Here is a 26,817-nt window from a genome sequence, read left to right as displayed (position 1 = left end):
GCCTTTCAAAATCTCCTTTGAATAATTGAGGGTAGGATCAGCGAATACTTTTTCTTCAAACCCGGTAGGTAAGGCTACATTCGCACCTTGTCCGAGTTGTGGGTTCTGAAATGAACAGAACGATCTTCGCATCCAGCCCATGCCCCACTCACTAAATCCGGGTGTGATGCCCATGAACCAACCATCACTGTTATTCTGTGTGGTCCCTGTTTTACCTGCTATAGGATTGGTAAATCCGTATTTTGATCCCGCGTAATCGAACTCCGGTACCTCGGGGTTACTCCTTTCATCGGGTCGAGGCATCAGGTAGGCGGTTTCTTCGCTGATCGCTTCAATTTTTCGCGGAACAAAATCCTGAAGTGCGACTCCGTTTTTATCTTCTATACGGAGAATATATTGAGGGTTCAGTATACACCCCTTTATTGTAGACGTACAATAGGCCGCGACCATCTCAAAGACCGAAACATCCGCAGTTCCAGGAGCGATGGAAGGGAAAGGATCGATGGGTGAGTGATGCCCATCTTTCTGGCCACCTGCACCACTGCTTCCGCACAAACTGTTTCATCAGATAAGCGGAGATGCAATTGACGGATTCGACGGCGCTTCTTTCAAAGATAATATGCCTCCATATTTACCATCAGAGTTGGAAGGTGTCGGGCACGCCCGCTTCATCAACAATGGTCACCGGTACATTGGGCACTTCATAACAGGGCGAATAGCCTTCCTGCATGGCCAGTGTATAGAGGAAGGTTTTAAGGTAGATCCTACCTGACGCTTACCATCTTTAACGTGATCATATTGGAAATACTTGTAATCATTCCCACCAACCCGGGCTCGTACATATCCTGTCTGCGGTTCCATCGACATAAACCGGTTTGGTAAAACATTTTATAATACTTAATAGAATCGAGTGGGGAGAGTAATGTATCATTTCTCCTTTCATGACAAAAACTTTCATCTCCTATCTTTTATTGAAGGCTTTCTTAATATCCGCTTCTGTTGCGCCGGTATCTTTCATGGTTTGGTAACGCTCACTTTGCTTCATGGCATCGTCGATAATCAACGGCTGATCTTCCCGTACTACCTACCTAATGCTCCCGAAAGATTTCTGCAAGTCCGTCATATGCTCTTTCACGGCTTCTTCGGCATACCGCTGCATGCGGGTATCTATCGTGGTGTAGATGCGGGTCCGTCGCGGTAAGAGATTGTAAGGTTTACCGTCTGCTTTCTTATGCTCTTTGCACCATCTCCAATAAATCCTGACGTAAGGTCTCCCGGAAATATTGGGCTAATCCCTCCGTATGACCTTCCTGACGGAAATTAAAAGTTTAATTGGTAATTTTAGTAAGAAATCTTTTTAATCAACAGTGATAAATTATACTTCGCCAGCTGACCAATTACGGTATTTCTTCTAAAGGTGGGCGCTTTCAGGATTACGTACAGGATTGTAGCGGGAAGGTGCCTGCAATAACCCGATCAGCAAAGCTGCTTCTTCTATTTTCACTTCCAGCGGTTGCTTTCCGAAATAAGTGGTAGCGGCAGATTTAATTCCAAAAGCATTATTTCCAAATTCAACGGTATTCAAATACATCGCCAGGATCTCCTGCTTTGTATAGTTGCGTTCCAGTTTAACGGCGATGATCCATTCCTTCAATTTACGAATAATGAGTTGCAACTTGCTCATGTTTTCGCGGGGAAAAAGATTTTTTGCCAACTGCTGGGTGATGGTACTTCCCCCTCCGGCATCCTGTTGAAGAATGATGGTTTTTACAAATACCCGCATGAGCCCCTTGATGTCTACTCCTGAATGCTCTTCAAAGCGCACATCTTCGGTCGCTTTCAGGGCATTGACGAGATTGGGGGAAAGATCCTGAAAATGAATATTTACACGATTTTGAAAATAATATTTACCCAGCGTTTTCATATCGGCCGAATACACTTCACTGGCCAGACTACTCTTAGGATTCTCAAGCTCTTCGACAGTAGGCAGCTCTCCAAAAACACCCCAGGCAGTAAGTCCAACCATCAGGAAGACAAAGAGGACCGGAGCAAAGAGGAGGATCCAAATGTACTTTATATATTTCCTGAAAGCTGGTGTTGGTTTTGGCATAGGGGGTTACGAAATACGAATCGGGTACGAAATTACGAAATACGAAAATACGAAAGTTCACGAATATACGAAATACGAAAGTTCACGAATATACGAAACATGACGGCAGACAGGATTACGGATGGTTACGGAGGGTGCGAATGTACGGATGGAGAGGGAGGAGGTTGGAAGGGATGTGGGGCCGGGCAAGAGTAGAACAGGGAAGGTGTCTTTTGTTGAGGCTAGGATAGATTGACAACGAAAACCAATTTAAAAAGTATTAACTGGTCAACAACACCGACCGCATGGAAACTGATCCCATCACGGTCTTTTCATTGAAGAAGCTGAGTTGGTCTTTTTTATCTTGTAGCGCGAGGGTGTAGAGTAAGGGGAGGTAATGCTCGTTGGTGGGGATGGCGAGTTGGGCGACTTTTCCTTTTTTACTGTAATCGATCAATGCCTGATGGTTGCCGGAAGAGACGATGCATATAATACTTTTCTATACATTAATACTTTTTAGGGAACGCTGATGACGCTGATTTTTTAGGATTTTCGCTGATTAGACTTCGCATGTCCAAACATTTTTCGTATCCTTTCGTATTTCGTCCTTTCGTGCATTTTCGTATTTCGCTCTCTTCTTTATAAACTTCCGACGATGCATATAATACTTTTCAATACATTAATACTTTTTTAGGGACGCCAGTCTCGTCACATTCTGCGCCGAGACAAGTGACGCTGATTTTTATGATTTTCGCGGATAGATTCTCGTAACATTCGTAACATTCGTAACATTCGTATTTCGTTTAAAATTCGTGCGGCGAATTCGTATCGATTAGTAGCTAGAAGTCGAGCATGTCATTCTGCTGCATCTGGTCATTATTTTGTCTGTTACCTCTTCTTCTGTCTTTACCCTGTTCTGCTTTTCCGAAACGGTAGCTAAGCGTAAAACTGGCGACTCTGGATTCCCGTTTTCTGGTGAATTCCAGGCGCACCCCATCGGCTCTGTTATCGATCACCATATTTCGCGTATCAAAAATATCGGTAACGGAACCATTGAGTGACCATTTTCCTCCCTTTGAAATCATACTTGAAACCAAAATCAACACCACTCATTCCTTTAAATGTTCCTTGTGGTGGTTCACGTGGTGCCATGTAATTGCCGTTAAACTGTGCTGATAATTGCTTCGATAATTTTACGGATATCGATCCGCGGAAATCTCCGCTCCATACATCGCTTACCAGATCGTCTTCCACATTGGTGCCATCAACGGTATTATAAAACACGGTGAAGCTGGCGGAAGTGGTAAATAATTTCAGGAAGGAATTCCGGAAGATCAATTCGAAGCCTAAATTTTCAGTAGCGTTATAGTTGATGAATGATTGCGTAGATACATTCGTCACTGTATCCACCGTTCTGAATCGCTGCGAATTATCGTTGGTATACCGGTAAAAGACATTGGCGGAAATGTTTTGTTCTCCATAACGGCCTATATAGCCGAACTCGAGTGAATGCGTCAACTCGGGCAGGATAGCAGGGTTCCCGATAAAAATATTCAATGAATCGGATACATTCCGGAACGGATTCAATTGCATTTCCGCGGACGGTTTATCCTGCGACTATAACTCAACTGAACATCCCTGCCCTCCTTAAAACTATATTTAATAGCTGCGGAGGGAAAAGATTAAGGAAGTCCCGTGTAAAATGGTATCTGCACTTTTAGAATCTCCCTCGATAAACGTTTGCTCTGCCCGAAGACCTGCACTCAGTTCGAAAACTTTCCATCGACCGCTCCATTGCAGATAGGCGGCATATACCCACTCTGAAAAATAAACCGGTCGGTGAAGGAAGTATCCTGGTTCCAGACATTACTATCGAAATCAAAACGATCGGACGATTGGCGGCTATCGTTGGTACGATAAGAAGTTTTCAATCCTGATTCAATTCTAAAACTTTCGTAGGGCAATATATAATCGACTTGTCCGGTTCCATTGTAGGAATAACTTTCCGTATTGATGCGTTGATTCAGATCAAATCCCGGAGCCGGGATAAATGTGGACAAGGTGTTTTCTGCATTCCGGTCAAAAACATTCAGGTTCACGTTCGCTGTCAGTTCGCGTTTACTGTTCGGAAAAGTGCGGCGGTAATCTATACTTCCGTCTCCACTGGTATTGTCTTCTATCGTTTTTGAAAGGCGATCAAATCCGCTGATGGTTGTTCTTTCTTCATCCTGAAGCCGTGTCAGTGATAAATCTCTGCGCTGCTCATCCCGCATATTGTAGCCGCCGGAAAATCCGAGTGTATTGTAATCGTTGAGATAAAAATCAATGCCACCCCTAATATTATGGGAAAGGTTATCATTATGTCCGTCACTTTCAGATATAAAATAAGTAGTGGTATCATTATAGGTATTCGTTCGATCGCTGTTACTTTCAAAATCCCTTCTATCATCACGGAAAGAATAATTCAAAAGGCATTATGCGTCTTTGTTCTCCGATTCAGATTAAGCGCTGCATTGTACTTATCATTTGTCCCTGCACCAACGGAAACGGTACCATTCAATCCGGGATTTTTATCTTTCTTGGTTTTTATATTAATAATTCCGGACATCCCTTCGGCATCGTATTTAGAAGAAGGATTCGTGACCACTTCTATTTGATCAATACTCGATGCCGGCAGTTGTTGGAGAATAGCGCCTCTGTTATCACCTGTCAGGCCGGAAGGTTTTCCATCAATTAAGATCGTCACTTGTTCACTTCCCCGCAAACTGATCTTCCCATCTATGTCCACATTTACAGAGGGAATATTTTGCAGTACTTCCGAGACGGAACCTCCTGCATTGATCAAGGTTTTATCGACGTTATAGACTTTTTATCCAGCGAATTTACATACTCCACTTTCTCCCCTACCACCTCTGCTTCTTTCAAAATTCGCTGAGAAGGTGGCATCCATACATTCCCAAAATCTTTCAAAGGATCTTGCGGATTCAGCATAAACGGCTTTGAGTCGAGTTGACGGTAACCAATAGATGTGATCCGAATAAAATATCTTCCCGGCATCACTTCCTCGATACGAAAATGCCCTCGCTCATCGGTCAATGCACCCCGGCTACAGAACTGTCACGTACTTTCATCAACACCACGGAAGCAAATTCCATCGCTTCCTTGCTCGAAGAATCTCTCAAAATCCCAATTACCTTTCCAACAGGTGCCATATTCTTCATAAATGAAGAATCTTTCATACTTCCTTTAAACCGCGACGAATCGCGACCCTGACCTCCGGGTGGCTGGGCAGCAACCTGCAGAACACTTAAAAAGAAAAATAATAGGAGCAACACTGGACGCATAAGGAATGGAGTTGAATGAGTGTGCAAATTTACGGGGTTGATAGGACACCATTACAAATTAAAAGTTTATTTCACTGGAAGATCATTTAGTTTGAAAAATGACTTATACGAATATTAACGCACTAAGTATCAAACCCTTATTTACATGATAGAAGACAGCATCCGGAGAGTAACAGCGAATTATTCGAACAATGACTACATTATTCGAAAAAATCAAGAGGCAGGTACTTCACGGAAGAGCACTTCCAGCAGGGTTTGACCTACTGCCTTCAGACTATTCTTATCGATTTTATCGATGGTATCATCATGCGTATGCCAGTGCGTCCAAAAATTTGATGGACTACTAAACTCATAATGGATCACATCCACACATTTAATACCTGCCAACCGATTAATGTAAAAATGATCATCAATAATTCCTTTGGTTCGTTCATTGATAAAGTAGTCACTGAATCCGGAGGCAGCGGCTATTTTCCAAACTTTCTCCACAATCTCCGGAGCATATTGCATAGAAGTTCCCTCTTGAGTAAACTTTGCATTTTGTGCTCCTACCATATCGAGCAGGATGCCATATCTTGCCTGATAGTTGCGGGTATGTAAATTCTTTGCCCAATACTGAGAACCCAAACAATAGGAATCTTCCATCCGTGGTAAATCACTATCATCCGGCTGACCATAATCCTCCGCATCAAAGAAGATGATATCCACTCCGAGCGCAGGGTTAGCAGCGGACAGTTGACGCGCCACCTCTATCAACACACCCACTCCACTCGCGCCATCATTCGCACCATCGATCGCTTCATTTTCTCTATCATCATCCTGATCGGCAAAAGGGCGTGTATCCCAATGCGCGCACAACAAGATGCGATTTCCAAGGTCCGGATGAAAAGAAGCAATGATATTTCTACTGTTCAATATCTTTCCATCGAAGGCCCTTACTTTAAACGATTGTTCAATGACTGTATCCGCGTACGCTGTCATTTTACTGATCAGCCATGAGCCGCAATTTATATGACCAACACTATTCGGAACGCGCGGACCAAAATCCACTTGTTGCTTTACGAACGAAAAGGCCGAGTCCGCATGAAAGGAAGGTGCTTTCACAGTGACGACAGGTGTCGTATTCGTTTGTTGACTCCCCTCTTCCTTTTCAGATGCATTGTTACAAGAACTGATCGCCACCAACAGGAATAACCAAATGGCTGAGGGTACTAAATATCTGCTATGCTTTATTCCAGCTGGTACCATCTTTTTCATCTTTAATCACGAAATTTAATTTAATCAGTTCATCACGGATACGATCAGAAGTAGCAAAGTCCTTTTTCACTTTGGCATCTGCACGTAAAGCGAGCAGGAGTTTCATCACGCCATCCAGTTCATCGCCACTCACTTTCTCCTCTGCTTTTAATCCGAGCACATCAAAAACGAATATCGTCATGGTCTCTTTGAGATGTGCAATATCCTCCGCAGTCAATTGCTCTGTTCCCGCATGTACTGAATTGATCACTCTAACGGCTTCGAACAGGTGCGAAATAGCAATAGCCGTATTGAGATCATCATTCATGGCTGCATAGCAATTTTCACGTATTGCTTTGACATCACTGGTAGAAGCAGAGGATGGCTTCAGTTTTTCCAACACCTCCACAGCCGCCATCATTTTATTCATGCCCTTTTCTGCTGCCTGCAGTCCTTCATTACTGAAATCAAGCGTACTTCTGTAATGCGCCTGAAGAATGAAAAAGCGAATTGACATTGGGCTATACGATTGCTGCAACAGCGGATGTTCCCCTGTAAACAATTGGCGAAGGGTAATAAAATTGCCCAATGATTTTCCCATCTTTTGTCCGTTGATGGTAATCATATTGTTGTGCATCCAATAACGAACAGGAGCCTGACCGCAACTTCCTTTCGACTGCGCGATTTCACTTTCATGATGCGGAAAGAGGAGATCCATTCCTCCACCGTGAATGTCGAATGTTTCGCCGAGATACTTTTTACTCATCGCTGAACATTCAATATGCCAGCCGGGGAAACCATCACTCCAGGGCGAAGGCCAGCGCATGATATGTTCGGGAGATGCTTTTTTCCAGAGGGCAAAATCGGCGGGATTGCGTTTTTCGTCCTGCCCTTCCAGCACACGGCGTTCATTGCCCGCACCCGAGATCAATTCCTCAATCACGCGACCGCTGAGCTTTCCGTAATCATTCGTCTTACTGTACGATATCACATCAAAATACACCGAGCCATTCGACTCATAGGCATAACCGTTATCTATAATTTTCCGGATCATATCGATCTGTTCAATGATATGTCCGGAAGCACGCGGTTCGATACCGGGAGGTGTATTGTTAAGGGCACGCATGGAATCGTGAAAACTATTGGTATAGAGTTCCACGATCTCCATGGGTTCGAGTTGTTCGAGGCGGGCTTTCTTGGCGATTTTATCTTCTCCTTCATCGGCATCATTTTCGAGATGGCCGACATCGGTAATATTCCTGACATAACGCACTTTATAGCCCAGGTGTTGCATATAGCGCTTCATTACATCAAACGTAATGTACGGGCGTGCATGACCTAAATGGGCTTCACCATACACCGTTGGTCCGCAAACATAAAGTCCCACAAAAGGCGGGTTCAAGGGGATAAACTGTTCTTTCTGTCGGGAAAGAGAATTCGTAATATATATTGGATGTTGCATAATTTTCTAATATTTTCATTCTACTGCGGCTCCTTCGGACTTCGAAGCTTTAGCAAAGAAGTCTAACTCTGCGTCTCCCCTCCCGATAGCTATCGGGATCTGCGTGAAAACCAGAAAAGCGTTATGTGTACTATAATTTATTTACAATTCCAGTAATTCCATCTTTGATAAGTATGGTAATGAATTTCATTTGCTCAATTCTATTTTTTATGTTTACTGCGTCTCTTTACACTCTGCGTCTCAGCGCCTCTGCGAAACCAGAAAATCGCTTTGTGTACTATAATTTATTTACAATTCGTGTAATTCCATCTTTGATAAGTGCTGTATTGAAATTGACCAGAAGTCCTAAACGTTTATTGGCCAATTTCAAATACGTTAACAATTGTTTATGATGGACCGGAGCAATTGCTTCTATTGATTTGATTTCGACGATAATTCTATCATCCACAATAATATCCGCTCGAAATCCTAACTCCATCTTTTGACCTTCGTAAATTACAGGAATTCCACATTGATACTTAGAGGGGATGTTTAATTTTTCTAATTCAAAACATATTACTTTTTCATATACTGATTCTAATAATCCCGGACCTAAGTTTAAATGTACTTTATAGAAGATATTTACTAATTCTCCAGACAAAGCATTGTGCGATTCGGCGGAGTATGTGTTATAATTCGACTCTGGTTCTGAAAAAGACATTGATTCCGGAAGGAGATTATCTATGGAATGATAGGGTTTTTTCTTTTGATATATATCCTCAGGGGTTTCACGCAGAGGCGCTGAGACGCAGAGGGGAGGCGCAGAGATAGAATGATTATGCTTTTTCTTCCGATCATTATCTTCAAGGGTTTCACGCAGAGGCGCGGAGACGCAGAGGGGAGGCGCAGAGTTAGAATTGGGTTTAACTGTTGATTTTGATTTCATTTTATATTTGATTTAAAAAAGATTTTCTTTAAAATAGTATTAGCCAGGCGAAATTAGAACTATTCTGTAATTTCTCTGGCATTTTTCAAATGGCTGAGCATGTCGATGGTCATGGAGGAGAGGTCGTATTTACATTTCCAGCCCCAGTCTTGTTGGGCGCTTGAATCGTCGATGCTATTGGGCCAGGAGTCGGCGATTTGCTGACGGAAGTCGGGGTATAGTCGATGGTGAAACCGGGGACATGCTTCGCGATTTCTGCAGCGATTTCTTTCGGAGTAAAGCTGATTCCTCCGAGGTTATAACTGCTGCGGATTTTTACTTTTTCGGCAGGTGCTTCCATCAATTCCAATGTGGCACGGATGGCATCCGGCATATACATCATCGGCAATGCGGTATCTTCCTTGAGAAAGCAATTGTAATGACCGCTATCGAGGGCCTGATGATAAATATCAACGGCATAATCAGTAGTTCCTCCTCCTGGGAGTGCTTTATAGCTGATGAGTCCGGGGTAGCGAATGCTTCTCACATCCACACCAAACTTATTGAAATAATATTCGCACCAGCGCTCGCCGGCCTGCTTGCTGATACCGTAAACTGTGGAAGGTTCCATCACGGTATACTGCGGCGTATTATTGCGCGGTGTTGTCGGGCCAAAGACCGCGATACTGGACGGCCAGAAAATTTTTAATCCACCGAGTTCCTTCGCCAGATCCAACAGGATAAATAATCCTTCCATATTCAGTCGCCAGGCAGCTTTCATTTTCTGCTCTGCTGTAGCACTTAACAGGGCGGCCAACAGATAAACTTCCTTGACTTTATTACTTCGAATAATATCAGCAACGGCTTGTGCATCGAGGACATCCAGCGTATAGAAAGGACCACTCTCTGAGAGGTAACCTGCCTGCTCTTTTACATCCGTTGCAATCACTCTACTCCCGCCATGTGTCTCACGCAATGTGGTAACAAGGTCGGTTCCAATTTGCCCGGCAGCACCGAGCACCAATATCGTATCTCCTTTTGACATATCCATTACTTCAATTCTGTGAACTTTCCTCTCAGTATTTCAAGGCTTTTTTCCTGCCCTTGAATTTTTACTTTAAGATCTTCTGATTTTTTTATATTATCTTCAATTGTTGTTTCATTTTCAGCAATTCTCTTCTTCATACTCTCATTTTCCTGCGCTAACCGTTCATTCGTCTTGATCAGATCTTTTTGATCGTCTTGTGAATCTTCCAGCAGTTCGGCTGCAATTTCAATTTTTTTATTCAGGCCATCTTTTGACTGATTCATAGCAAAATCATACAGGAGTGACTCCAGTCTCTTGCTGTAATCAGGATCGGCAGTTGGCGAGACAAAGGCAGCACCTTTAATAACAGCCACTTTCAAAAAGTACACCATCTTCATCCTCTATCAGCCGCGAAAAAATCTGCAAGGTCTCCGGACCCAATCCCTTGATAATAGCGTTTTCACCTTTGATCTGACCTTTGGATGTCCTCACTTTGGCATTATTATCTTTTAAGAAACCCGTCCACCTTTTCTCCATTACTTTTTCAGTAGCATGCGGAATTTTAATTCTGAAAGTGGGATTATACCCTTCACCCAATTGATCCAGTGACTGCTCGATGCTGACTTTTTGAGCAAAGGTGAGTGAGGAAATCAACAAACCGATAATTATCAAATAATGCTTTTTCATACTGTATAAATTTAAATAAATATTTTAGATCTCAGTGACGCCCCCCGAAATTACAAACTTCATCATTTCTGTACCGGAAGCATCCAGTTTTTGTACCTGAGTGGCATCCACTACCACCAACTGCCCGTTAAATCCATAGGAGAAAGGAAGGTAAACCGCCAATTTTTCCTTTGCCAAGCCCAATCGGGAAAGGTCATTTTCGGTAATAAATCCGAAGCGCTGAACAGAAGGATTCGAGTTTACCGTAACGAGCACAGGTTCATTAAACCGCTTCTTTTCTCCCACGAAAGCCTCAATAAGATCCTTCACTGAAGAATAAATGATCTTCAACAGGGGAGTTTTCTCCATCAGGCTCTCGAACATCAGGAAGAAAGGATTCTTCACAAAACGCGTCCCCAGGTATCCCAGAAAAGTGATGACTGCCAATATGATAAGGATTCCCAATCCCGGCAACTCGATATCATCGGCACCCGGCACAGCTAAGGGAACCTTTATCGGCAGGAGATTATCCATCCACAAAATGGACATATAGACCACATAAAATGTCACTACGGCAGGAACTACGAACAGTAATCCCTGGAAGAAATAATTGGCCAGTTTTTTCATGATTGAACCCTTTGGGCTTGCGGAATTGATGGTGCAAATATCCGTAAAAGTGATGGCTCTTCCTCACTGAATCCCGCTTTCTTTGCAGGAATGAACGCCGAAACGGATTTTAACCCTGAAGAATGGGTTTCATGGGTACTGGAACATGAAAACGAAGACACATCATCACTCGCTTTGCGTTATGCGGGAAAGAAAAATCTACCCTTGAAAGCCCTTCTCCACCAGATAAAAGGACGGCGTATAGCAAAGCAGAAACTCCCATCGTGGTATCAATTTCCCACTATTTTTTATCCGGATTCCACCATCATTGAACAATGCTCTTCAGAAGCCACTGCCCTATTAAAGGCAACTTTCGTAAAAGGGAAAAAAGTAGCGGACCTCACCGGCGGACTTGGTGTAGATAGCTGGGCCTTCGCGCAGGAAGCAGCTTCTGTAATCTTTTGTGAACCGGACCCCTCACGGTGTGAAGCGGCACGAAAAAATTTTACAATACTTGGTCTCAGGAATATAGAAATCGTTTGCAGTGATGCCGAAAGCATGCTTCAGCATAAGTCATTGGAAGGAATTGATCTCATTTATTTAGATCCTTCCCGCAGAAGTGAAGGAGGAAATAAAGTCTTTCGGTTGAAGGACCTTCGTCCGGATGTATTATCATTGAAAGAAGCCCTGTTAGCGCAATCGACAGAAGTCATGATAAAGCTGGCTCCTATGTTGGATATCAGTGAAGGATTGAAGCAATTACCGGAGACGTACCGGGTGGATATTATTTCCTGGAAGGGAGAATGCCGGGAGTTGTTGTTTCATTTAAAAAAAGGATTTCATCATCAACAGCTATATTGTCATGATGCGGGCATTAATGAAAATCCATTTGTATTCTCATTGACAGAAGAGCGGGACGCTAATTTACCGGTTGCAGTACCGGGGCCATGGATCTATGAACCGAATGCGGCTGTCCGAAAATCGGAGCCTGGAAAAGTATTTGCAGGCAATTTCATGTAAAAGCATTACACGCCAATACACATCTGTTCACGTCTGACCATTTCATAAAAGACTTTCCCGGGCGCGCTTTCAAATTACTCGAAGTATTACCCTTCAAAAAGAAATCCTCATTGACCGAATGAAGGACCAAAGGGCACAATTAGTCTTTCACAACTTTCCTGAAAGTCCCGAGCGCGTTATTCAACAATTGAACATTCCTTCCGGAGAGCCATTTTATTTATTTTTTTGTTCTTTTGGCTAATGACCATCCTGCGGTTTTACTCACCGAACGCCAATAATAAAATGAGGTCCAATCGTCTAACACAGAAAAACATCATTTCATTCCTTTCTGTCATCTCCACACCCTCATCCGCGCAACTCCTTCTGCACCTTTTCGGTAGCCCTTTAAAAACCTCTTCATAAGAGTGATCGATTAAAGATTGGATCATCTTTTCCTCCAGACTTCCTTGCAGCGAAACGGGATTGCAGAGCTTTTTATTCATATGAAATCCGGGTTGCACTTCCGTATAACGTTCACGCAGTTCCGAAGCATAGACGGCATCGCATTTCAGGTTCACCGTATCCGGAGAGGATAAACTGATGAGGGCAAACATTTTTCCGGCCACTTTAAAAACCAATACATCATCGCCAAAGGGCATCGTTTCTTCAGTAAATGGTTTTGAAAGACAATATTCACGTAATTCGTCGATACGCATGAACAAATATACTAATTTGAAAATTTGAAAATGGGCTGATTTGAAGATGGTGATGTATGGAGGAAATGATGGGGGGGGGATGATGAATGGGAATTTTACAGAATGGATTTCTATTGGAATAGGATTTTGGTGGAAAGGAACGCAGATTAATCGGATCTAACGGATGGTCGCGGATTGGAATATCTACGTCTTCAAACCTGCCTCCCACTATGGACATTCATCCAATCATCCTGTAAAATCTAACTAAAACACTTTTTTAAACCTGTCCACCGCATGTGTGATTAGTCCAATCTGGGCTTCGAGAGCAAATTTTCAAATTATCGCATTTTCAAATTTTCAAATTACGGGATTTTTGAAGTAATTTAGTCGAATGAATACTGAACCGAAAAAATTATTTCTGTTGGACGCATTGGCATTGGTTTTCAGAGCCTATTTTGCATTCAGCAATAACCACCGCGTGAATTCAAAGGGGCTGAACACCTCTGCGATGTTTGGTTTTACGAATACCTTACTTGAAATTCTTAAAAAAGAAAAGCCGACACATATTGCTGTTGTCTTTGATACGGCTGCACCCACGCATCGACATGAGGCCTTTGAAGATTACAAAGCACATCGGGAAGAAATTCCGGAAGATATCGCGATCGCCATTCCGTATATTAAGAAAATAGTTCAATGCTTTAATATTCCTGTAATTGAACTGGATGGATTTGAAGCAGATGATATCATCGGCACTTTAAGCTGCAAGGCGGATAAGGCGGGATTTGAAACCTTTATGATGACACCGGATAAAGATTATGGACAGTTGGTGACGGAACATGTGCATATTTACAAACCTGCCCGACTGGGAAATGGAGCTGAAATCCTGGGAGTGAAAGAGATTTGTGAAAAATACGGAATAGAAAGGCCGGAGCAGGTCATTGATATTTTGGGATTGATGGGGGATGCGGTAGATAATATTCCCGGTGTACCCGGTGTTGGTGAAAAAACCGCCACACTCCTGGTCCAGCAATTTGGTTCGGTGGAAAATTTACTGGCGAATACCGATCAGTTAAAAGGAAAGTTGAAAGAAAAATAGAAGCCAATAAAGACAAGGCCATTCTCTCGAAACAACTCGCGACCATTCACTGTGAAGTACCTGTTGATTTAATTGAAGAGGAATTAAAACTAAAAGATCCTGATAAAGAGGCCTTGATTGAATTGTTCACAGAGCTGGAATTTCGCAGGATTGCACAACAGGTATTGGGCGAAGAAATTCAGGTTCCTGTCAAGGCTGTTGCTTCCAACGGACAAATGGATATGTTCGGCACCGCAACTGCTGTTGCAACTGCTGAAACGGTAATAACCGAAGAAGGAGAAGAACATTCCGCTGTATTTAATAATATCGGAAATGTACCACATCATTATCGGGCGGTAACGGATGCAGCGGGCAGAGCGGAACTCATCCAATTATTATCGGCACAAAAAGAAATCAGTTTTGATACGGAAACAACAGGTATCGATTCGCAAAATACAGAGTTAGTCGGAATTTCGTTCAGCATAAAAACACATGAAGGCTGGTACATACCTATTCCGGAGCAGCGGGAAGAGGCTTTAAAAATTCTGAATGAGTTTAAACCAGTTTATGAAAATGAAAATATTGTAAAAATCGGACAGAACCTCAAGTATGATATGAACGTGCTGGCCTTATATGGTATTGAAGTAAAGGGGAAAACTCTTTGACACCATGGTGGCACATTATCTCATTCAGCCGGAGATGCGACATAATATGAACGTGTTGGCGGAAACTTATCTGGGCTATTCACCGGTATCAATTGAAACATTGATTGGCAAGAAGGGGAAAAGATCAGGGAAGCATGCGGGATGTGGCGTTGGAAGAAATCACCGAGTACGCTGCTGAAGATGCCGATGTCACCTTACAGCTCAAGGAAAAATTTATTCCGATGCTGGAAGAAACTGCGACCACTCAACTGCTGAATGAAGTAGAGCTCCCACTTATTCCGGTACTCTCTGCTATGGAGCGGGAAGGAATTTGTTTAGACATACAAACCTTAAAAAGAGTTCAGCCGATTACTGGAAGGAGATATTCTGAATATTGACAAAGAAATTCAAACCCTGGCCGGAACACCCTTTAATATTTCATCTCCGAAGCAGGTGGGAGATATCTTGTTTGAGGTGTTAAAGATTGCAGAGAAACCCAAGAAAACAAAACCGGACAATATGCCACCGGCGAAGACATATTAAGTAAGTTAAGCGGAAAGCATCCCATTGTAGATAAAATCCTCGACTACCGTGAAATCGTAAAACTAAAAAGCACTTACGTTGATGCCTTACCGTTAATGGTAAATGCCAGAACCGGAAGAATTCATACTACGTTTAACCAGGTAGTAGCTGTCACCGGTCGACTCAGCAGCGACAATCCGAATCTGCAGAACATTCCTATTCGTACATCTAGGGGAAGAGAAGTCAGGAAGGCGTTTGTGCCGCGCGATGAAAAACATATTTTATTATCTGCCGATTATTCACAGATTGAGTTACGCATCATGGCACATCTCTGCCAGGATCCGGGATTACTGGAAGCCTTTCAAAACAACCTCGACATTCACACGGCTACAGCCTCCAAGGTATTTGGGGTAGCTTTGGAAGAGGTATCAGGAGAGATGAGGAGAAAGGCCAAGATGGTCAACTTCGGCATCATCTATGGCATCAGTGCATTTGGCTTATCGGAGCGGTTGAACATTCCCCGTAAAGAAGCAGCCACCATCATTGAAAATTATTTTATCCAATATCCACTGATCAAGGATTACATGGACAGTGCGATCGAGAAAGCAAGGAAGCAGGGGTATGTCGAAACCATATTAGGGAGGAAAAGATACCTGCGCGACATCAATAGCCAGAATCATACCGTACGCGGTTTTGCGGAGCGCAATGCCATCAACGCCCCCATTCAGGGATCGGCGGCGGATATGATTAAAGTAGCCATGATCAATTTACACAAAGTCATTCAGGACAAAAATTCAAATCACGCATGATCCTCCAGGTACACGATGAATTGGTTTTTGATGTCCCGCATGAAGAAAAGGACGAAGTAAAATCCTTAGTCGTAAAATACATGGAAGAGGCCTTACCCCTCACCGTCCCCGTGCTCGTAGAAGCCGGCACCGGCAAGAACTGGCTGGAAGCGCATTGAAATGAATTGATGAATTGATGAGTGGTTGAATTGATGAATGTTTTGAATGAATATAAATTTTTTGCTTTAATAAAAGTCCTCCGTGATTCTGCGTGTCCTGAGTGCCTTAGTGGTTATAAAGGAAAATTCCTTCAAAGACGACAATCGTCATTCATCTACAATCAAGTAATATTTTTGGTAATGTAATTATTTTCAAATAAAAAGCATTGCTATGTATCGCAATCTGAGGTTTGAATTGACGGACTCAATTTGAAAAAACCGGATGTTCAATAAAATTTTGATAGGCCGCAGATTGCTTATGATCATTATGATTTATTATGATATTTCCCTGCGACCCCAGCGCATCTTAGCGACCCGCGGTAATTTGTACAGACAGGGTTGACTAAAAAAGCAAGCAGCCAGCAGCAAGAAGCCAGCAGCAAAAATACTATTGACATCTAAATCTCTACTCACCTAAAATTTGACTAACTTAGACGAAACACTTTCGAAGTCAGTAATTAAATTGACAAGATAAACCCCATTCGCTACCCCATTCATCGCTATCTCTCCTGTCACATACCCTCCAGCAATCACCTCCACCTTTTCTCATACACCAACCTCCCCTCCATATCAAACAACCGCAAACTCCCCGTTTTTCCTTTGAGTTTGGAGGCGTTGACGAATCATATTCCATTCGCTGTTATACCAAGCTTGGAAAAAACCTCCTGCTCCGGTACAATATCATCCACCCCAACACTCAGCGTATCACAAGGCGAGCCCACCCATGCACCGAGTTCGTAATCGGGATTGTTGGGGAGGCCGTAATAAGTTCTGGCACCACCGAGGTAAAAACTGAAAGGCTGAAAATCGCAAGCGAGACCAAGTGAATCGGGTTGGTTGATGACGGAGAGATTAGAGTTGATGTTAGTGAATGCTGTACTTGTATCGGGATAAGGCCAGGCGTAATTTTCATCAAAGGTGGAAATATATATTTTATCGTCAGGTGCTAGTAGAATGGAATGCACTCCCATATTCGGATCATTAAATACTCCAACAGCGACTTTTGAGTTAACAATATTGGCTGCTGTTAAATCATATTGCCAAATAGTAGATGGCTGGGTGCTGATTGAGGCTTCACAAACATATAAGAACCTTTCATTGGGGAAAAGGCACAGCTTGTTAATACCAATGGATATGGCCCGGGCCCTTCAGGTTGAATTGCAGTAAAAGAAGTAATCTGACCGCTGCATCTGTCGAAATCGCAAAGTTGAATTAAGCCAGCTATTGAAACCATTGCAAATTTGTTCCCCATCAGTATTAAAAACTAAATGACCTAAGTTGGTTTTATGATCTATTCCAGTATTTTGGTTGAATGGCCCTGAAATACCTGAAGGGTCTATTAAATAATAAAAGTATGCGTTAGTGGGAGTCGTTGCGTTTGGTGCAAACCATCGCTGAAAAATCAACCACCAATCTCTGCCATTGCCACGGCGAACAGCCATCAAGGCATCGAATGCAGGTAAATTATTCAGCATTACATTTTTTGAATTACAATTCCGCTGTCGTTATTGGCTTTGTAGTTTGCGGTGGAAAAATATAGTCCATAAGGTCCACTAGCGGTAACACCTGCTGAAAAATATAAAGCAAGGAATCATTGCTTGGTTTTGGAATAATTATACGATCATGATACCATCCTCCACCATACAACCCACTTCCATTGCTCATTACACTATCATATTTATTAACTAATACATTATTTAAGGGAAAAATATTGTTTAACAAAAGAAATACGAAATTAAACCACTACTATCCGAGATAGTGGATGAAGAGCCTCTCATCTTCATTACTGACTTGAAATTTGTAGGTTGACTATTATTGAAGTGAATTCCTGCACTATCCCCGAACACCCAAGTGTTGTTATTAAACTGTGCAAATAATAACTGATTGTTTAAATGAATTAAAAAAATAGAATCAAATTTATTTTAGTACTAAACAAACCAAGTTTTTCTGAAATCTTTATAGTATCCTTCATGGCAGTTTCACGATTTTAGAATGCCTGAATTCATTACCTGAAAACACCTTTAATATGTAAATACCGGCTTTTAAAAAAGTCAATATTTAAAAAGTTCTTAAAAAGTGTCCTTGTACACCAATTCTCCATTTACGCTGAAGAGTTCTAAAAACATCAGGAATAAAATCTCCTGTTGGCTTTATATGCACACCCTCCTTGGATGGAACCGGATATACTTGGATGGATTTAATCTTATGTTTATTTTGATTAAAGGAGGCAATTCTGGATCCGCTTTCTTCTTCATCATAAATTTCAGATTCAATAAATGACGAGCTATAAAAACACCATTACCACCTGTCAGCGGATTTCTGTAAGCTATTTCAATAAGCAAGGTACTATCTGATGCACTAAAGGCGGAGTCGACAATCAAGCTATGCAAAAGTATTTTTAAAACGGTTTCATGTTGTACTCAATATCGTTAGTGTCATCAATGGCCGATAAATGCTTTATGGCTGCTATTTGATCACCTAATTCTACAAACTGGCTCACAATATCAAACTTTGCCAAGTTACTTTCACTCATTTAATTACTTTACCCGAAAGATACTCTTTTTCCGTTAATAAAGTAACAATATACATCCCTTTTGCTATACCTTTCATGTTGATTTCAGAGGTTACATATCCTCCAGCTATTACTCCAGTTTCCTTTTCATACACCAGCCTTCCTTCTACATCTACCAGGCGCAAGGTTGCTTTGTTGCCTTTGAGTTTAGAGGCGTTGACGTGAATCATATCCCATTCACTATTATACCACGCTTGAAAAAACACCTCCTGCTCCTGTACATTATCATCCACACCTACACTCAGCGTATCACAAGGCGAACCCACCCATGCCCCGAGTTCGTAATCGGGATTGTTGGGGAGGCCATAATAGGTTCTGGCACCACCAAAGGTAAAAGCTGAAGGGTTGAAAATCGCAGGCGAGGCCGAGTGAATCGGGTTGGTTGATGACGCTGAGATTTGAGTTGATTGTGGTGAATGCTGTACTGGTATCCGGATATGGCCAGGCGTAGTTTTCATCAAATGTGGAAATATATATTTTATCGTCAGGTGCAAGTAGAATGGAATGCACTCCATATTCGATCATTAAAAACCCCAACTCCAACTTTGGAGTTAACAATATTAGCTGCTGTTAAATCATATTGCCAGATTGTAGATGGCTGAGTACTTAGTGAAGCTTCACAAACATATAAGAACCTTTCATTGGGGAAAAGGCGCAACTTGTTAATAACAATGGAAATGGCCCGGGCCCTTCAGGCTGAATTGCAGTAAAGGAAGTGATCTGACCGGTGCATCTGTCGAAATCGCATAGTTGAATTTGCCCCTTCCATGATATTTGGGCGAATTTACTTCCTTCATTATTGAAAATCAAATGCCCTCCACCAGTGGTATGATCTAATCCAATACTTTGGTTAAACGGACCATTTATTCCAACCTCATTTATTAAGTATAAATAATAGGCATTTGTTAAGGTAGTACCATTTGGTGGAAACCATCGCTGAAAAATCAACCACCAGTCTCTACCATTCCCATGGCGAACAGCCATCAAGGCATCGAATGCAGGAAGATTATTCAACATCACATTTTTTTGGATGACAATGCCGCTATCGATATTGGCTTTGTAGTTAGCTGTTGTATAATATAGTCCGTAAGGGCTACTTGAATTCACTGATGCTGTAAATAAATATATAATCGAATCATTCCCAGGATTTGGTATAAATAGCCCCGAATTATACCATTCATTCCCTTTAATTAAATTGGCACCAGCCAGGTTCATGAAATTTATTCCAGATATATCCGTTTATAGGTATAATATTATTTAACAGTGTTGCGTATAATAAAATTCCTGATGTATCACTGATGTTTGTTACTCCGTTTCTCCAATTAACTTGTGAACTGAAATTAGTTGGTGTTTAAGAACACCTTGCCAATGAATACCTGCACCAGCACCGAACACCCACGTATTGTTATTGAATTGAGCGTATAAATATTGATAGTTTATTAGGAACGAAAAAAGTAGAATAGCGAAAGACTTAGATACATTGAAAAAGCACTATTCGGTATAGTTAAAATATTCTTCATTGGCAGTTTCACTGATTTTAGCATGCATGAATTCATTACCCATATACACTTTACAATGTAAATACCGGCTTTAAAAAGTAATATTTAAATAGTTTTTAAAGGTATCCCTGAACACCAATTCTCCATTTGTACTGAAGAGGTTCTAAACCATCAGGAATAAAATCTCCTGTTGGCTTTATATGCACTACTTCCTGATGGAACCGGATATACTTGGATGGATTTTTTCTCGTGTTTATTTTGATTGAAGGAGGCTATCCTTGATCCGCTTTCTTCTTCATCATAAATTTCCAGATTTAATAAAATGACGAGCTATGAAAACACCGTTACCACCTGTCAGTGGATTTCTATAAGCAATTTCTATAAGTAAGGTACTATCTGATGCACTAAAAACGGAGTCAACAATCAAACTATGCAAAAGGATTTTTAAAACGGTTTTCATGTTGTACTCAATATCGTTGGTGTCATCAATGGCCGATAAATGCTTTATGGCTGCTATTTGATCACCTAATTCTACAAACTGGCTCACAATATCAAACTTTGCCAAGTTACTTTCACTCATTTAATAACTTTACCCGAAAGATACTCTTTTCCGTTAATAAAGTAACAATATACATCCTTTTTGCTATACCTTGCATGTTGATTTCAGAGGTTACATACCCTCCAGCAATCACCTCCACTTTCTTCTCAAACCAACCTCCTTCCATATCAAACAACCGCAAACTTCCCGTTCTTCCTTTGAGTTTGGAGGCGTTGACATGAATCATATTCCACTCACCATTGTACCATGCCTGAAAAATACCTCCTGCTCCGGCACAATGTCATCCACCCCAACACTCAGCGTATCACAAGGTGAACCCACCCATGCACCGAGTTCGTAATCGGGATTGTTGGGGAGGCCGTAGCACGTACGGGCACCACCCAAGTAAAAACTAAAAGGCTGAAAATCGCAAGCAAGGCCGAGGGAATCGGGTTGGTTGATGACGGAGAGGTTAGAGTTGATGGTGGTAAATGCTGTACTGGTATCCGGATAAGGCCATGAGTAATTTTCGTCAAAGGTGGAAATATATATTTTATCGTCAGGCGCTTTGAGTATTGACCAAACACTCATATTCGATTATTAAAAACCCCAACTCCAACTTTGAGCAACAATATTGGCTGCTGTTAAATCATATTGCCAGATTGTAGATGGCTGAGTACTTAGTGATGCTTTACAAACATATAAGAACCTTTTCATTGGGTGAAAAGGTACAGCTTGTCAATCCCAATGGAAATGGCCCGGGTCCTTCCGGTTGAATTGCAGTAAGGAAGTGATCTGTCCGCTGCATCTGTCGAAATCGCAGAGTTGTACTGCCCTTTAATGAAATCATTGCAAACTTATTTCCTTCAGAACTAAAAATCAAATGCCCACCATTTGTTGTATGATCTAATCCAGTATTTTGGTTGAATGGACTGGAGATTCCTGCAGGATTTATAAGGTATAAAAATATTCATTGTAGGGTCGTAAAGTTTGGTGGAAACCAACGTTGAAAAAAATCAACCACCAGTCTCTACCATTACTACGGCGAACAGCCATCAAGGTATCGAAAGCCGGAAGATTATTCAGCATTATATTTTTTGGATGACAATGCCGCTGTCGTTATTGGCTTTGTAGTTTGCTGATGTATAATATAGTCCGTGGGCGCGGGCTACTTGAATTCACTGATGCTGTAAATAAATATATAATCGAATCATTCCCAGGATTTGGTATAAATAGCCCCGAATGATACCATTCATTCCTTTAATTAAATTTGCACCAGATACAGGTTCATGAAATTTATTCCAGATATATCCGTTTATAGGTATAATATTATTTAACAGGAGTTGCATATAATAAAATTCCTGATGTATCACTGATGTTTGTTACTCCGTTTCTCCAATTAACTTGCAGAACTGAAATTAGTTGAGTTTTAGGAACACCTTGCCAATGAATACCTGCACCAGCACCGAACACCTAATGTATTGTTATTATTGAATTGAGCGTATAAAAATTGATAGAAGCGTTCATTAGGAACGAAAAAGTAGAATAACGAAAGTCTTAGATATATTTAATAAGCATTATTATGGAGATAAAGGTTTCATAGTTCACATTTTTGGAGCACTGCTTTAACTCATTATTTGAAAACACCCTTACTAAGTAAATACCGGCTTTTAAAAAGTCAATATTTAAATAGTTTTTAAAAGTGGCCTTGTACACCAATTCACCATTTATACCAAAAAGAGTCTAAACCATCAGGAATAAAATCTCCGGTTGGTTTTAGAGTATAGACCCCAACTTTTGAAGGAACCGGGGGGGCTTCGATGAATTTTTTCTCGTTTTTCTTTGATTGAAGGAGGCTATCCTTGATCCGCTCAAAAATTCATCATAAAATCTCCAGATTCAATAAAATGACGAGCTATGAAAACACCATTTCCACCTGTGAGTGGATTTCTATAAGCAATTTCAATAAGCAAGGTACTCACTGATGCACTAAATGCGGAGTCAACAATTAAAATTATGCAACATAGTATTTGTAAAACGGTCTTCATGTTGTACTCAATACTTCATTGGTATCATCAATAGCCAATACAATAGATCTCAGCCGTCAACAAATCACCTGATTCAATTAGAGCAAAAACTGAATCAAAGTGCTGGTAATTACAGCCTGACATATCAGCGTAAAAACCCACGAATGAATCGTCCGCAGTATCATCATCATCCATTGAAAGTAACTCAGGGTTATTTTTAAGGTGAGATATAATTCTCCTCTTGACAGGTACCGGTACTCATGAAAATATTCTTCATCAAACTCCGCAAGTGCTTGAATCCCCTGCAACAATATAACCATAATTACTATTCCTGGTTGTGGCAGTATATGGGATCATCCTGTTCCCAAATACAAAGTTGGCAGGACATGAACTTAAAGCGAGTAGCTGGATATTTGGAATGATGTAACAATACCACCTGCGGAATAAGGTATAAATTCATCGGAAGAATTAACAACTTTGGTGATACCAAACAATTTGTCCACCATTATGAGTCGATCCTGCCACCCGTCCTGCAGGGGTTATTATTCATATTGTTCCTGAACCAGCGATTATTTAAAACATTTGTAGAGCTTCCTTGAGTAGCCCCTATATTAGCAGTTACTAAACAAATGGATAGTGTCGAAATTGGTCATGGTATTTGTATAAAGGGGGAATTAACTACACTATTACCATGAAACATCATACTGAAGCTAAGACTGGAAAGTGCAGCCGCCATTTTCTTAATACAGGTATTGTTGCTGTCGTGAATCCTTAATCCTACTAAAGTGTTTTCTTTTAATTTCCTGATGGAAAAAGGGAAAAGTTCACATTTCATAACTTCATTTAAGTTTAGCCTTGCATCCTTGCAATTTTGAAGGATTCCGGTAAACACATTACTGGGAACAGCAGCACGATTAAAAAGATGGGATTAGCTAAAAACTGGAATCGTTTCAAATTAGCCACGAATTCCAATACGAGATTGCTCTAAAATCGTTTGGATCAAGCATACTGCTAATCGTGTTTAAAGAAATTTCAGCATTACTACCACAGTAATAGGAATGTAACTGAGTGCTGTAATTGCAGAGCCATAGTATGCCGTATTTCCGCCTAGGAACTCACTGTAGTCAAAATGATTAAAAAAATCATTATTATGAATATATAATACATTATAGTTCCGATCATTTTCATTCTAAACAATTCATAATTGTAATCATAGAACCTATTTCCATTTTCAATCACTACCGATTTATATCCTGGCTGGTGAATACCAATTCCATGTACTTAGCCTGTCAACATCCGAAGAGCTACTTCCAAATATAAGTTTTTCTTAATGTCAATATTCACTTCACCATCTGTAAAATCCCATTCAATGATCTCAAAAAAAAGTATTTCCTTTAGTCGGAGTACCATTCCCCACTTTTAAAACCCGGTCATTTTGATCAAAATCGGATACAACATGCATGGAAAGGTAGTACCTTGTGTTGGACTTGTTGAATTATCCCAGATATCTTCAAATGAATTATTGAATAGATTGAGGCTGGAGTTGGTTGAATGTATTCCAAATAGTGAATGGCTAAACGTGTTTGGATCCGCGGCGTCTCCGATTTCAATTTCTTCAACATCGTTCAGAACTATTCCCGCATATTTTTATCTGAAACATGAGGATATAGAGTTAGAAGACTGTGAGGAGGTAAATATATTGTCGTCTATTTTGGTTTTCGCCTTACTTTTGATAATTACTCATGTCATTATCAATATGGCAATTTCAAAAGTATTTCCTGTTACTGCATAATTAGCTTCTTTGAGTGAGTGTGTGAGACCAGTTTTTTGCGTCTCTTATAATAATACAGTCTTTAATTTCAATTGATGGATAAACTATCTTCTTCTTTATCTAAAATGATACTATCTCTACATTTTGTTTCCACAAGAAACCAGTGTGCAATTTTCTTGTGCAGCACTTCCTATCAGGCTCAATAGATAAACTCGCATTATCACCTAAATGAATTGTCCAGTTCTTTAAAATATATAATTATTGGATTTGCTGTTCCTGATCGAAGGACAAATTTCCATCAATAAAAATGTCTTCATTTGTAAAACTGCTATCCAAAGTGATTTCACCCGGTGCATTTATAACACAAGTACTACAAACACCAAATATAGTCGATTGTAAACAGTTTCATGACTACGCATCTGTCTCCAAATTGTTGTGGAATGAGTGAAATTGCACCGGAAGAAATACTGCAAATATTCTAGCACATTTACGGTTATTAGTAACGTCTGTAGAACATGTAATACCAAAATTAAAGTCTGTAACTGTTATTGTATATGAACTTGTTCCGGATTCTGAGTGGGTATTAAAGTGGTTGATTGTAAATGCCGCCCGTCCCGGTAAATTCTTGCAGGTAAAGTTATTGAAATTTCTTTGTCAAATATAATTTGCAAATTTCCGTATGGAGTACTCGCACACACAGTTATATCCCTTCCCCCTAAATCGAATGGCCTGTTGGTACTTCAACAGTTACGGACGCGCTTTTCCAGCATTGATCATTCGTTACATAAACAGTGTAAATTGTTGTACGTTGTGGGTCAACTTGAATAGAATTGCACATAGGCACATTGGGTGCTACTACAGGCATTGGAAATCATTCCCGAGTCAGGTGCCCATAAAAATGATAATCGCCTAATGATCCCATGCTTCCATTAACAGGATTAAAAGCCAAAGTTAAAGTTTCAGATCCGGGAAGAAGGACAATAGGTGATGGGTGAAGTTATTGATTATTACTTCGATTCATACCCGGGGTAAATCAATTAAATCCTGATGTGGGTTCAGCGTACATACAACATTCCTGGTATTGACAGAAATCGGATAAATAGTTGTAGAATTTACTGGGCCTAGTTTGAATTTTCCAAATATGATCACTATTGTTAACTGGAGCAATAGTTAACCCACTTACAGAACAGGCCACCGTATAGCCTCCTTTTTCTTTTTTTTCTTTTTTCTTTTTTTTTTGTTTTTTTTTTTTTTTTTACACCCCCTTCAATGATGATGTGTAGATGATTCTGAGCAAATTTCATCATCCGTCAAACGTACCCGTAAAGGAGGAGAGCAACAAGGAAAATTCGGGTTAAGGAAAAAGGAGGTGTATTTCTACATAACGTATTGATCCGTTCATTATTGAAGCAATACCAATTCGTCAAATTCAAATTACCATTATCTGTAGTCTTCCACTGCATTTCCTGTAATTGCATAGTTTTGAGAAAATAGCTGTTAGTTGTTCATACCAAGAGAACTTGTAGAATTTAAATTCCTTAATATATAGCCTTCTAACTCAAGATTATAGGATTGAGTCTCCTCCTAAATTTAGCAAAATTACTTCACGATCATTTCCACCCCTTTCAAAAACCCATCCATAAAGTAAAGGATTTGTACTATATTTGGAACTAATGTTTGCAAGGGTTGTATAGCACTAAAGTCCAAAGGCCACGCCTTTTTCAGTCTTCTTCATCGCTTGAGAGATTAGTGAAAAATGCATTAAGCCTACTGCTGTTAGACCCCATTGAACGGTAGCAGGTTTAGGTTTAGGTAAATGAGGCGCACCATGACATTGTATACTTCCGTCAAATCCGGTAGATGACTCAAAATATTTCCATAAATACCGTCACTGGTAAGAGTATGTGAAATCACTTTTGTGATCGCTTCTGTTTCCAGATATTTTAATGCCATTACACTGTTAAATAAACCATGTGACCCACATGTACCGATACGGAAATTATTATTGTCAAGCATATTAAATTCGGTGAGCCATATTTCCAATGGCTTAGCACTGAATTTAGCACTATTATAATCATCAATGAGACTTCAAAAGTGTTTGCCTTTAAATAATCTTCCCTCTATAAATGCCTTTT

The 26,817-nt window shown here is 40.8% G+C and carries 30 protein-coding genes and 2 pseudogenes; 4 read left to right on the top strand and 28 right to left on the bottom strand.

Features of this window, described 5'->3' with window-relative positions:
• Positions 1-555 (bottom strand): penicillin-binding protein (locus tag IPJ86_06420; GenBank protein MBK7886940.1); only part of this gene is annotated, 555 nt, incomplete at its 3' end.
• A gap of 367 nt (positions 556-922) precedes the next feature.
• Between IPJ86_06420 and IPJ86_06415 the strand changes: the two genes are divergently transcribed.
• A complete protein-coding gene (locus IPJ86_06415) occupies positions 923-1,201 on the top strand; it encodes a hypothetical protein (protein MBK7886939.1) in 279 nt (92 codons plus the stop codon).
• A gap of 210 nt (positions 1,202-1,411) precedes the next feature.
• On the opposite strand, the gene IPJ86_06410 is transcribed toward IPJ86_06415, so the two are convergent.
• The 16 genes and pseudogenes from IPJ86_06410 to IPJ86_06335 form a co-directional block, all read right to left on the bottom strand.
• Entirely contained in the window at positions 1,412-2,110 is a 699-nt protein-coding gene (locus tag IPJ86_06410; protein MBK7886938.1) for a transglycosylase domain-containing protein, read from the bottom strand.
• A 259-nt stretch (positions 2,111-2,369) separates the two neighbouring features.
• Positions 2,370-2,546: a hypothetical protein gene (locus IPJ86_06405; GenBank protein MBK7886937.1), complete on the bottom strand. Its 177-nt coding sequence runs from the start codon at positions 2,544-2,546 to the stop codon at positions 2,370-2,372.
• Between the two features lie 382 nt (positions 2,547-2,928).
• The gene (locus IPJ86_06400) at positions 2,929-3,108 is read right to left on the bottom strand and encodes a hypothetical protein (GenBank protein ID MBK7886936.1); all 180 of its coding nucleotides are present in this window, start codon (positions 3,106-3,108) and stop codon (positions 2,929-2,931) included.
• A 10-nt stretch (positions 3,109-3,118) separates the two neighbouring features.
• Positions 3,119-3,682, bottom strand: coding sequence for a TonB-dependent receptor (locus IPJ86_06395; GenBank protein MBK7886935.1), 564 nt, complete (start codon positions 3,680-3,682; stop codon positions 3,119-3,121).
• A 66-nt stretch (positions 3,683-3,748) separates the two neighbouring features.
• Positions 3,749-3,952, bottom strand: a complete 204-nt coding sequence (locus IPJ86_06390) for an outer membrane beta-barrel protein (GenBank protein MBK7886934.1) — start codon at positions 3,950-3,952, stop codon at positions 3,749-3,751.
• Positions 3,853-4,557: a hypothetical protein gene (locus tag IPJ86_06385; GenBank protein ID MBK7886933.1), complete on the bottom strand. Its 705-nt coding sequence runs from the start codon at positions 4,555-4,557 to the stop codon at positions 3,853-3,855. The genes IPJ86_06390 and IPJ86_06385 overlap by 100 nt, the downstream gene beginning before the upstream one ends.
• Complete coding sequence (locus IPJ86_06380; protein MBK7886932.1) at positions 4,554-4,934, bottom strand: TonB-dependent receptor plug domain-containing protein; 381 nt, start codon at positions 4,932-4,934, stop codon at positions 4,554-4,556. The genes IPJ86_06385 and IPJ86_06380 overlap by 4 nt, the downstream gene beginning before the upstream one ends.
• Complete coding sequence (locus IPJ86_06375; protein MBK7886931.1) at positions 4,931-5,146, bottom strand: hypothetical protein; 216 nt, start codon at positions 5,144-5,146, stop codon at positions 4,931-4,933. The genes IPJ86_06380 and IPJ86_06375 overlap by 4 nt, the downstream gene beginning before the upstream one ends.
• A gap of 35 nt (positions 5,147-5,181) precedes the next feature.
• On the bottom strand, positions 5,182-5,433 hold the full coding sequence (locus IPJ86_06370; GenBank protein MBK7886930.1) for a hypothetical protein: 252 nt from the start codon (positions 5,431-5,433) through the stop codon (positions 5,182-5,184).
• Positions 5,434-5,646: 213 nt separating this feature from the next.
• Complete coding sequence (locus IPJ86_06365) at positions 5,647-6,681, bottom strand: M28 family peptidase (protein ID MBK7886929.1); 1,035 nt, start codon at positions 6,679-6,681, stop codon at positions 5,647-5,649.
• Positions 6,656-8,131 carry a cysteine--tRNA ligase gene (locus tag IPJ86_06360; GenBank protein ID MBK7886928.1) on the bottom strand — a complete coding sequence of 492 codons (1,476 nt, stop codon included), beginning with the start codon at positions 8,129-8,131 and terminating at the stop codon, positions 6,656-6,658. Before IPJ86_06360 ends, IPJ86_06365 begins: the two co-directional genes overlap by 26 nt.
• Positions 8,132-8,408: 277 nt before the next feature.
• Positions 8,409-8,831: a GxxExxY protein gene (locus tag IPJ86_06355; protein MBK7886927.1), complete on the bottom strand. Its 423-nt coding sequence runs from the start codon at positions 8,829-8,831 to the stop codon at positions 8,409-8,411.
• Between the two features lie 284 nt (positions 8,832-9,115).
• A pseudogene (locus IPJ86_06350) lies at positions 9,116-10,080 on the bottom strand (NAD-dependent epimerase/dehydratase family protein).
• Positions 10,081-10,085: 5 nt separating this feature from the next.
• Positions 10,086-10,436 carry a hypothetical protein gene (locus IPJ86_06345; GenBank protein MBK7886926.1) on the bottom strand — a complete coding sequence of 117 codons (351 nt, stop codon included), beginning with the start codon at positions 10,434-10,436 and terminating at the stop codon, positions 10,086-10,088.
• Positions 10,423-10,749: a hypothetical protein gene (locus IPJ86_06340; protein MBK7886925.1), complete on the bottom strand. Its 327-nt coding sequence runs from the start codon at positions 10,747-10,749 to the stop codon at positions 10,423-10,425. The genes IPJ86_06345 and IPJ86_06340 overlap by 14 nt, the downstream gene beginning before the upstream one ends.
• A gap of 24 nt (positions 10,750-10,773) precedes the next feature.
• Positions 10,774-11,355, bottom strand: coding sequence for a DUF502 domain-containing protein (locus IPJ86_06335; protein ID MBK7886924.1), 582 nt, complete (start codon positions 11,353-11,355; stop codon positions 10,774-10,776).
• Positions 11,356-11,445: 90 nt separating this feature from the next.
• Here IPJ86_06335 and IPJ86_06330 point away from each other — a divergent pair, with 90 nt between their 5' ends.
• Positions 11,446-12,354 carry an RsmD family RNA methyltransferase gene (locus IPJ86_06330; protein ID MBK7886923.1) on the top strand — a complete coding sequence of 303 codons (909 nt, stop codon included), beginning with the start codon at positions 11,446-11,448 and terminating at the stop codon, positions 12,352-12,354.
• 257 nt (positions 12,355-12,611) lie between these two features.
• On the opposite strand, the gene IPJ86_06325 is transcribed toward IPJ86_06330, so the two are convergent.
• Complete coding sequence (locus tag IPJ86_06325; protein ID MBK7886922.1) at positions 12,612-13,049, bottom strand: MmcQ/YjbR family DNA-binding protein; 438 nt, start codon at positions 13,047-13,049, stop codon at positions 12,612-12,614.
• Between the two features lie 370 nt (positions 13,050-13,419).
• Between IPJ86_06325 and polA the strand changes: the two are divergent.
• A pseudogene (gene polA, locus IPJ86_06320) lies at positions 13,420-16,236 on the top strand (DNA polymerase I).
• A gap of 662 nt (positions 16,237-16,898) precedes the next feature.
• Here polA and IPJ86_06315 read toward each other — a convergent pair.
• The 9 genes from IPJ86_06315 to IPJ86_06275 all read right to left on the bottom strand — a co-directional run bounded on the left by IPJ86_06315 (position 16,899) and on the right by IPJ86_06275 (position 22,932).
• Complete coding sequence (locus tag IPJ86_06315; GenBank protein ID MBK7886921.1) at positions 16,899-17,246, bottom strand: hypothetical protein; 348 nt, start codon at positions 17,244-17,246, stop codon at positions 16,899-16,901.
• A gap of 177 nt (positions 17,247-17,423) precedes the next feature.
• A complete protein-coding gene (locus IPJ86_06310) occupies positions 17,424-17,750 on the bottom strand; it encodes a hypothetical protein (GenBank protein MBK7886920.1) in 327 nt (108 codons plus the stop codon).
• A gap of 13 nt (positions 17,751-17,763) precedes the next feature.
• Positions 17,764-17,997, bottom strand: a complete 234-nt coding sequence (locus IPJ86_06305; GenBank protein ID MBK7886919.1) for a hypothetical protein — start codon at positions 17,995-17,997, stop codon at positions 17,764-17,766.
• An 807-nt stretch (positions 17,998-18,804) separates the two neighbouring features.
• Complete coding sequence (locus IPJ86_06300) at positions 18,805-19,305, bottom strand: T9SS type A sorting domain-containing protein (protein MBK7886918.1); 501 nt, start codon at positions 19,303-19,305, stop codon at positions 18,805-18,807.
• A gap of 148 nt (positions 19,306-19,453) precedes the next feature.
• Positions 19,454-20,062, bottom strand: a complete 609-nt coding sequence (locus tag IPJ86_06295; protein MBK7886917.1) for a hypothetical protein — start codon at positions 20,060-20,062, stop codon at positions 19,454-19,456.
• A 582-nt stretch (positions 20,063-20,644) separates the two neighbouring features.
• Entirely contained in the window at positions 20,645-20,926 is a 282-nt protein-coding gene (locus IPJ86_06290; protein MBK7886916.1) for a hypothetical protein, read from the bottom strand.
• Entirely contained in the window at positions 20,919-21,131 is a 213-nt protein-coding gene (locus IPJ86_06285; GenBank protein ID MBK7886915.1) for a hypothetical protein, read from the bottom strand. The genes IPJ86_06290 and IPJ86_06285 overlap by 8 nt, the downstream gene beginning before the upstream one ends.
• Complete coding sequence (locus tag IPJ86_06280) at positions 21,128-21,475, bottom strand: hypothetical protein (protein MBK7886914.1); 348 nt, start codon at positions 21,473-21,475, stop codon at positions 21,128-21,130. The genes IPJ86_06285 and IPJ86_06280 overlap by 4 nt, the downstream gene beginning before the upstream one ends.
• A 1,280-nt stretch (positions 21,476-22,755) precedes the next feature.
• On the bottom strand, positions 22,756-22,932 hold the full coding sequence (locus IPJ86_06275; protein MBK7886913.1) for a hypothetical protein: 177 nt from the start codon (positions 22,930-22,932) through the stop codon (positions 22,756-22,758).
• Positions 22,933-24,346: 1,414 nt separating this feature from the next.
• Here IPJ86_06275 and IPJ86_06270 point away from each other — a divergent pair.
• Positions 24,347-24,703 (top strand): hypothetical protein, encoded by a 357-nt coding sequence (locus tag IPJ86_06270; GenBank protein MBK7886912.1) that lies wholly within the window; start codon positions 24,347-24,349, stop codon positions 24,701-24,703.
• A gap of 1,755 nt (positions 24,704-26,458) precedes the next feature.
• Here the strand turns inward: IPJ86_06270 and IPJ86_06265 are convergent.
• Positions 26,459-26,725 (bottom strand): hypothetical protein, encoded by a 267-nt coding sequence (locus IPJ86_06265; GenBank protein ID MBK7886911.1) that lies wholly within the window; start codon positions 26,723-26,725, stop codon positions 26,459-26,461.
• Positions 26,726-26,817: the final 92 nt, after the last annotated feature.

The organism is Bacteroidota bacterium (genome assembly GCA_016713925.1).
Classification (GTDB): Bacteria; Bacteroidota; Bacteroidia; order AKYH767-A; family OLB10; genus JAJTFW01.
This window is presented reverse-complemented; position numbering and strand designations above follow the sequence as displayed.

Coding starts and splice junctions, on each gene's coding strand:
- IPJ86_06415 (MBK7886939.1), top strand. CDS start 923: ATGTATCATTTCTCCTTTCATGACAAAAACTTTCATCTCCTATCTTTT.
- IPJ86_06410 (MBK7886938.1), bottom strand. CDS start 2,110: ATGCCAAAACCAACACCAGCTTTCAGGAAATATATAAAGTACATTTGG.
- IPJ86_06400 (MBK7886936.1), bottom strand. CDS start 3,108: ATGGTGATCGATAACAGAGCCGATGGGGTGCGCCTGGAATTCACCAGA.
- IPJ86_06395 (MBK7886935.1), bottom strand. CDS start 3,682: ATGCAATTGAATCCGTTCCGGAATGTATCCGATTCATTGAATATTTTT.
- IPJ86_06375 (MBK7886931.1), bottom strand. CDS start 5,146: ATGCCGGGAAGATATTTTATTCGGATCACATCTATTGGTTACCGTCAA.
- IPJ86_06370 (MBK7886930.1), bottom strand. CDS start 5,433: ATGCGTCCAGTGTTGCTCCTATTATTTTTCTTTTTAAGTGTTCTGCAG.
- IPJ86_06365 (MBK7886929.1), bottom strand. CDS start 6,681: ATGGTACCAGCTGGAATAAAGCATAGCAGATATTTAGTACCCTCAGCC.
- IPJ86_06360 (MBK7886928.1), bottom strand. CDS start 8,131: ATGCAACATCCAATATATATTACGAATTCTCTTTCCCGACAGAAAGAA.
- IPJ86_06355 (MBK7886927.1), bottom strand. CDS start 8,831: ATGTCTTTTTCAGAACCAGAGTCGAATTATAACACATACTCCGCCGAA.
- IPJ86_06340 (MBK7886925.1), bottom strand. CDS start 10,749: ATGAAAAAGCATTATTTGATAATTATCGGTTTGTTGATTTCCTCACTC.
- IPJ86_06335 (MBK7886924.1), bottom strand. CDS start 11,355: ATGAAAAAACTGGCCAATTATTTCTTCCAGGGATTACTGTTCGTAGTT.
- IPJ86_06330 (MBK7886923.1), top strand. CDS start 11,446: ATGAACGCCGAAACGGATTTTAACCCTGAAGAATGGGTTTCATGGGTA.
- IPJ86_06325 (MBK7886922.1), bottom strand. CDS start 13,049: ATGCGTATCGACGAATTACGTGAATATTGTCTTTCAAAACCATTTACT.
- IPJ86_06315 (MBK7886921.1), bottom strand. CDS start 17,246: ATGGGAGTGCATTCCATTCTACTAGCACCTGACGATAAAATATATATT.
- IPJ86_06310 (MBK7886920.1), bottom strand. CDS start 17,750: ATGCTGAATAATTTACCTGCATTCGATGCCTTGATGGCTGTTCGCCGT.
- IPJ86_06300 (MBK7886918.1), bottom strand. CDS start 19,305: ATGAAAACTACGCCTGGCCATATCCGGATACCAGTACAGCATTCACCA.
- IPJ86_06295 (MBK7886917.1), bottom strand. CDS start 20,062: ATGAACCTGGCTGGTGCCAATTTAATTAAAGGGAATGAATGGTATAAT.
- IPJ86_06290 (MBK7886916.1), bottom strand. CDS start 20,926: ATGAGTGAAAGTAACTTGGCAAAGTTTGATATTGTGAGCCAGTTTGTA.
- IPJ86_06285 (MBK7886915.1), bottom strand. CDS start 21,131: ATGATTCATGTCAACGCCTCCAAACTCAAAGGAAGAACGGGAAGTTTG.
- IPJ86_06280 (MBK7886914.1), bottom strand. CDS start 21,475: ATGAGTGTTTGGTCAATACTCAAAGCGCCTGACGATAAAATATATATT.
- IPJ86_06275 (MBK7886913.1), bottom strand. CDS start 22,932: ATGAAGACCGTTTTACAAATACTATGTTGCATAATTTTAATTGTTGAC.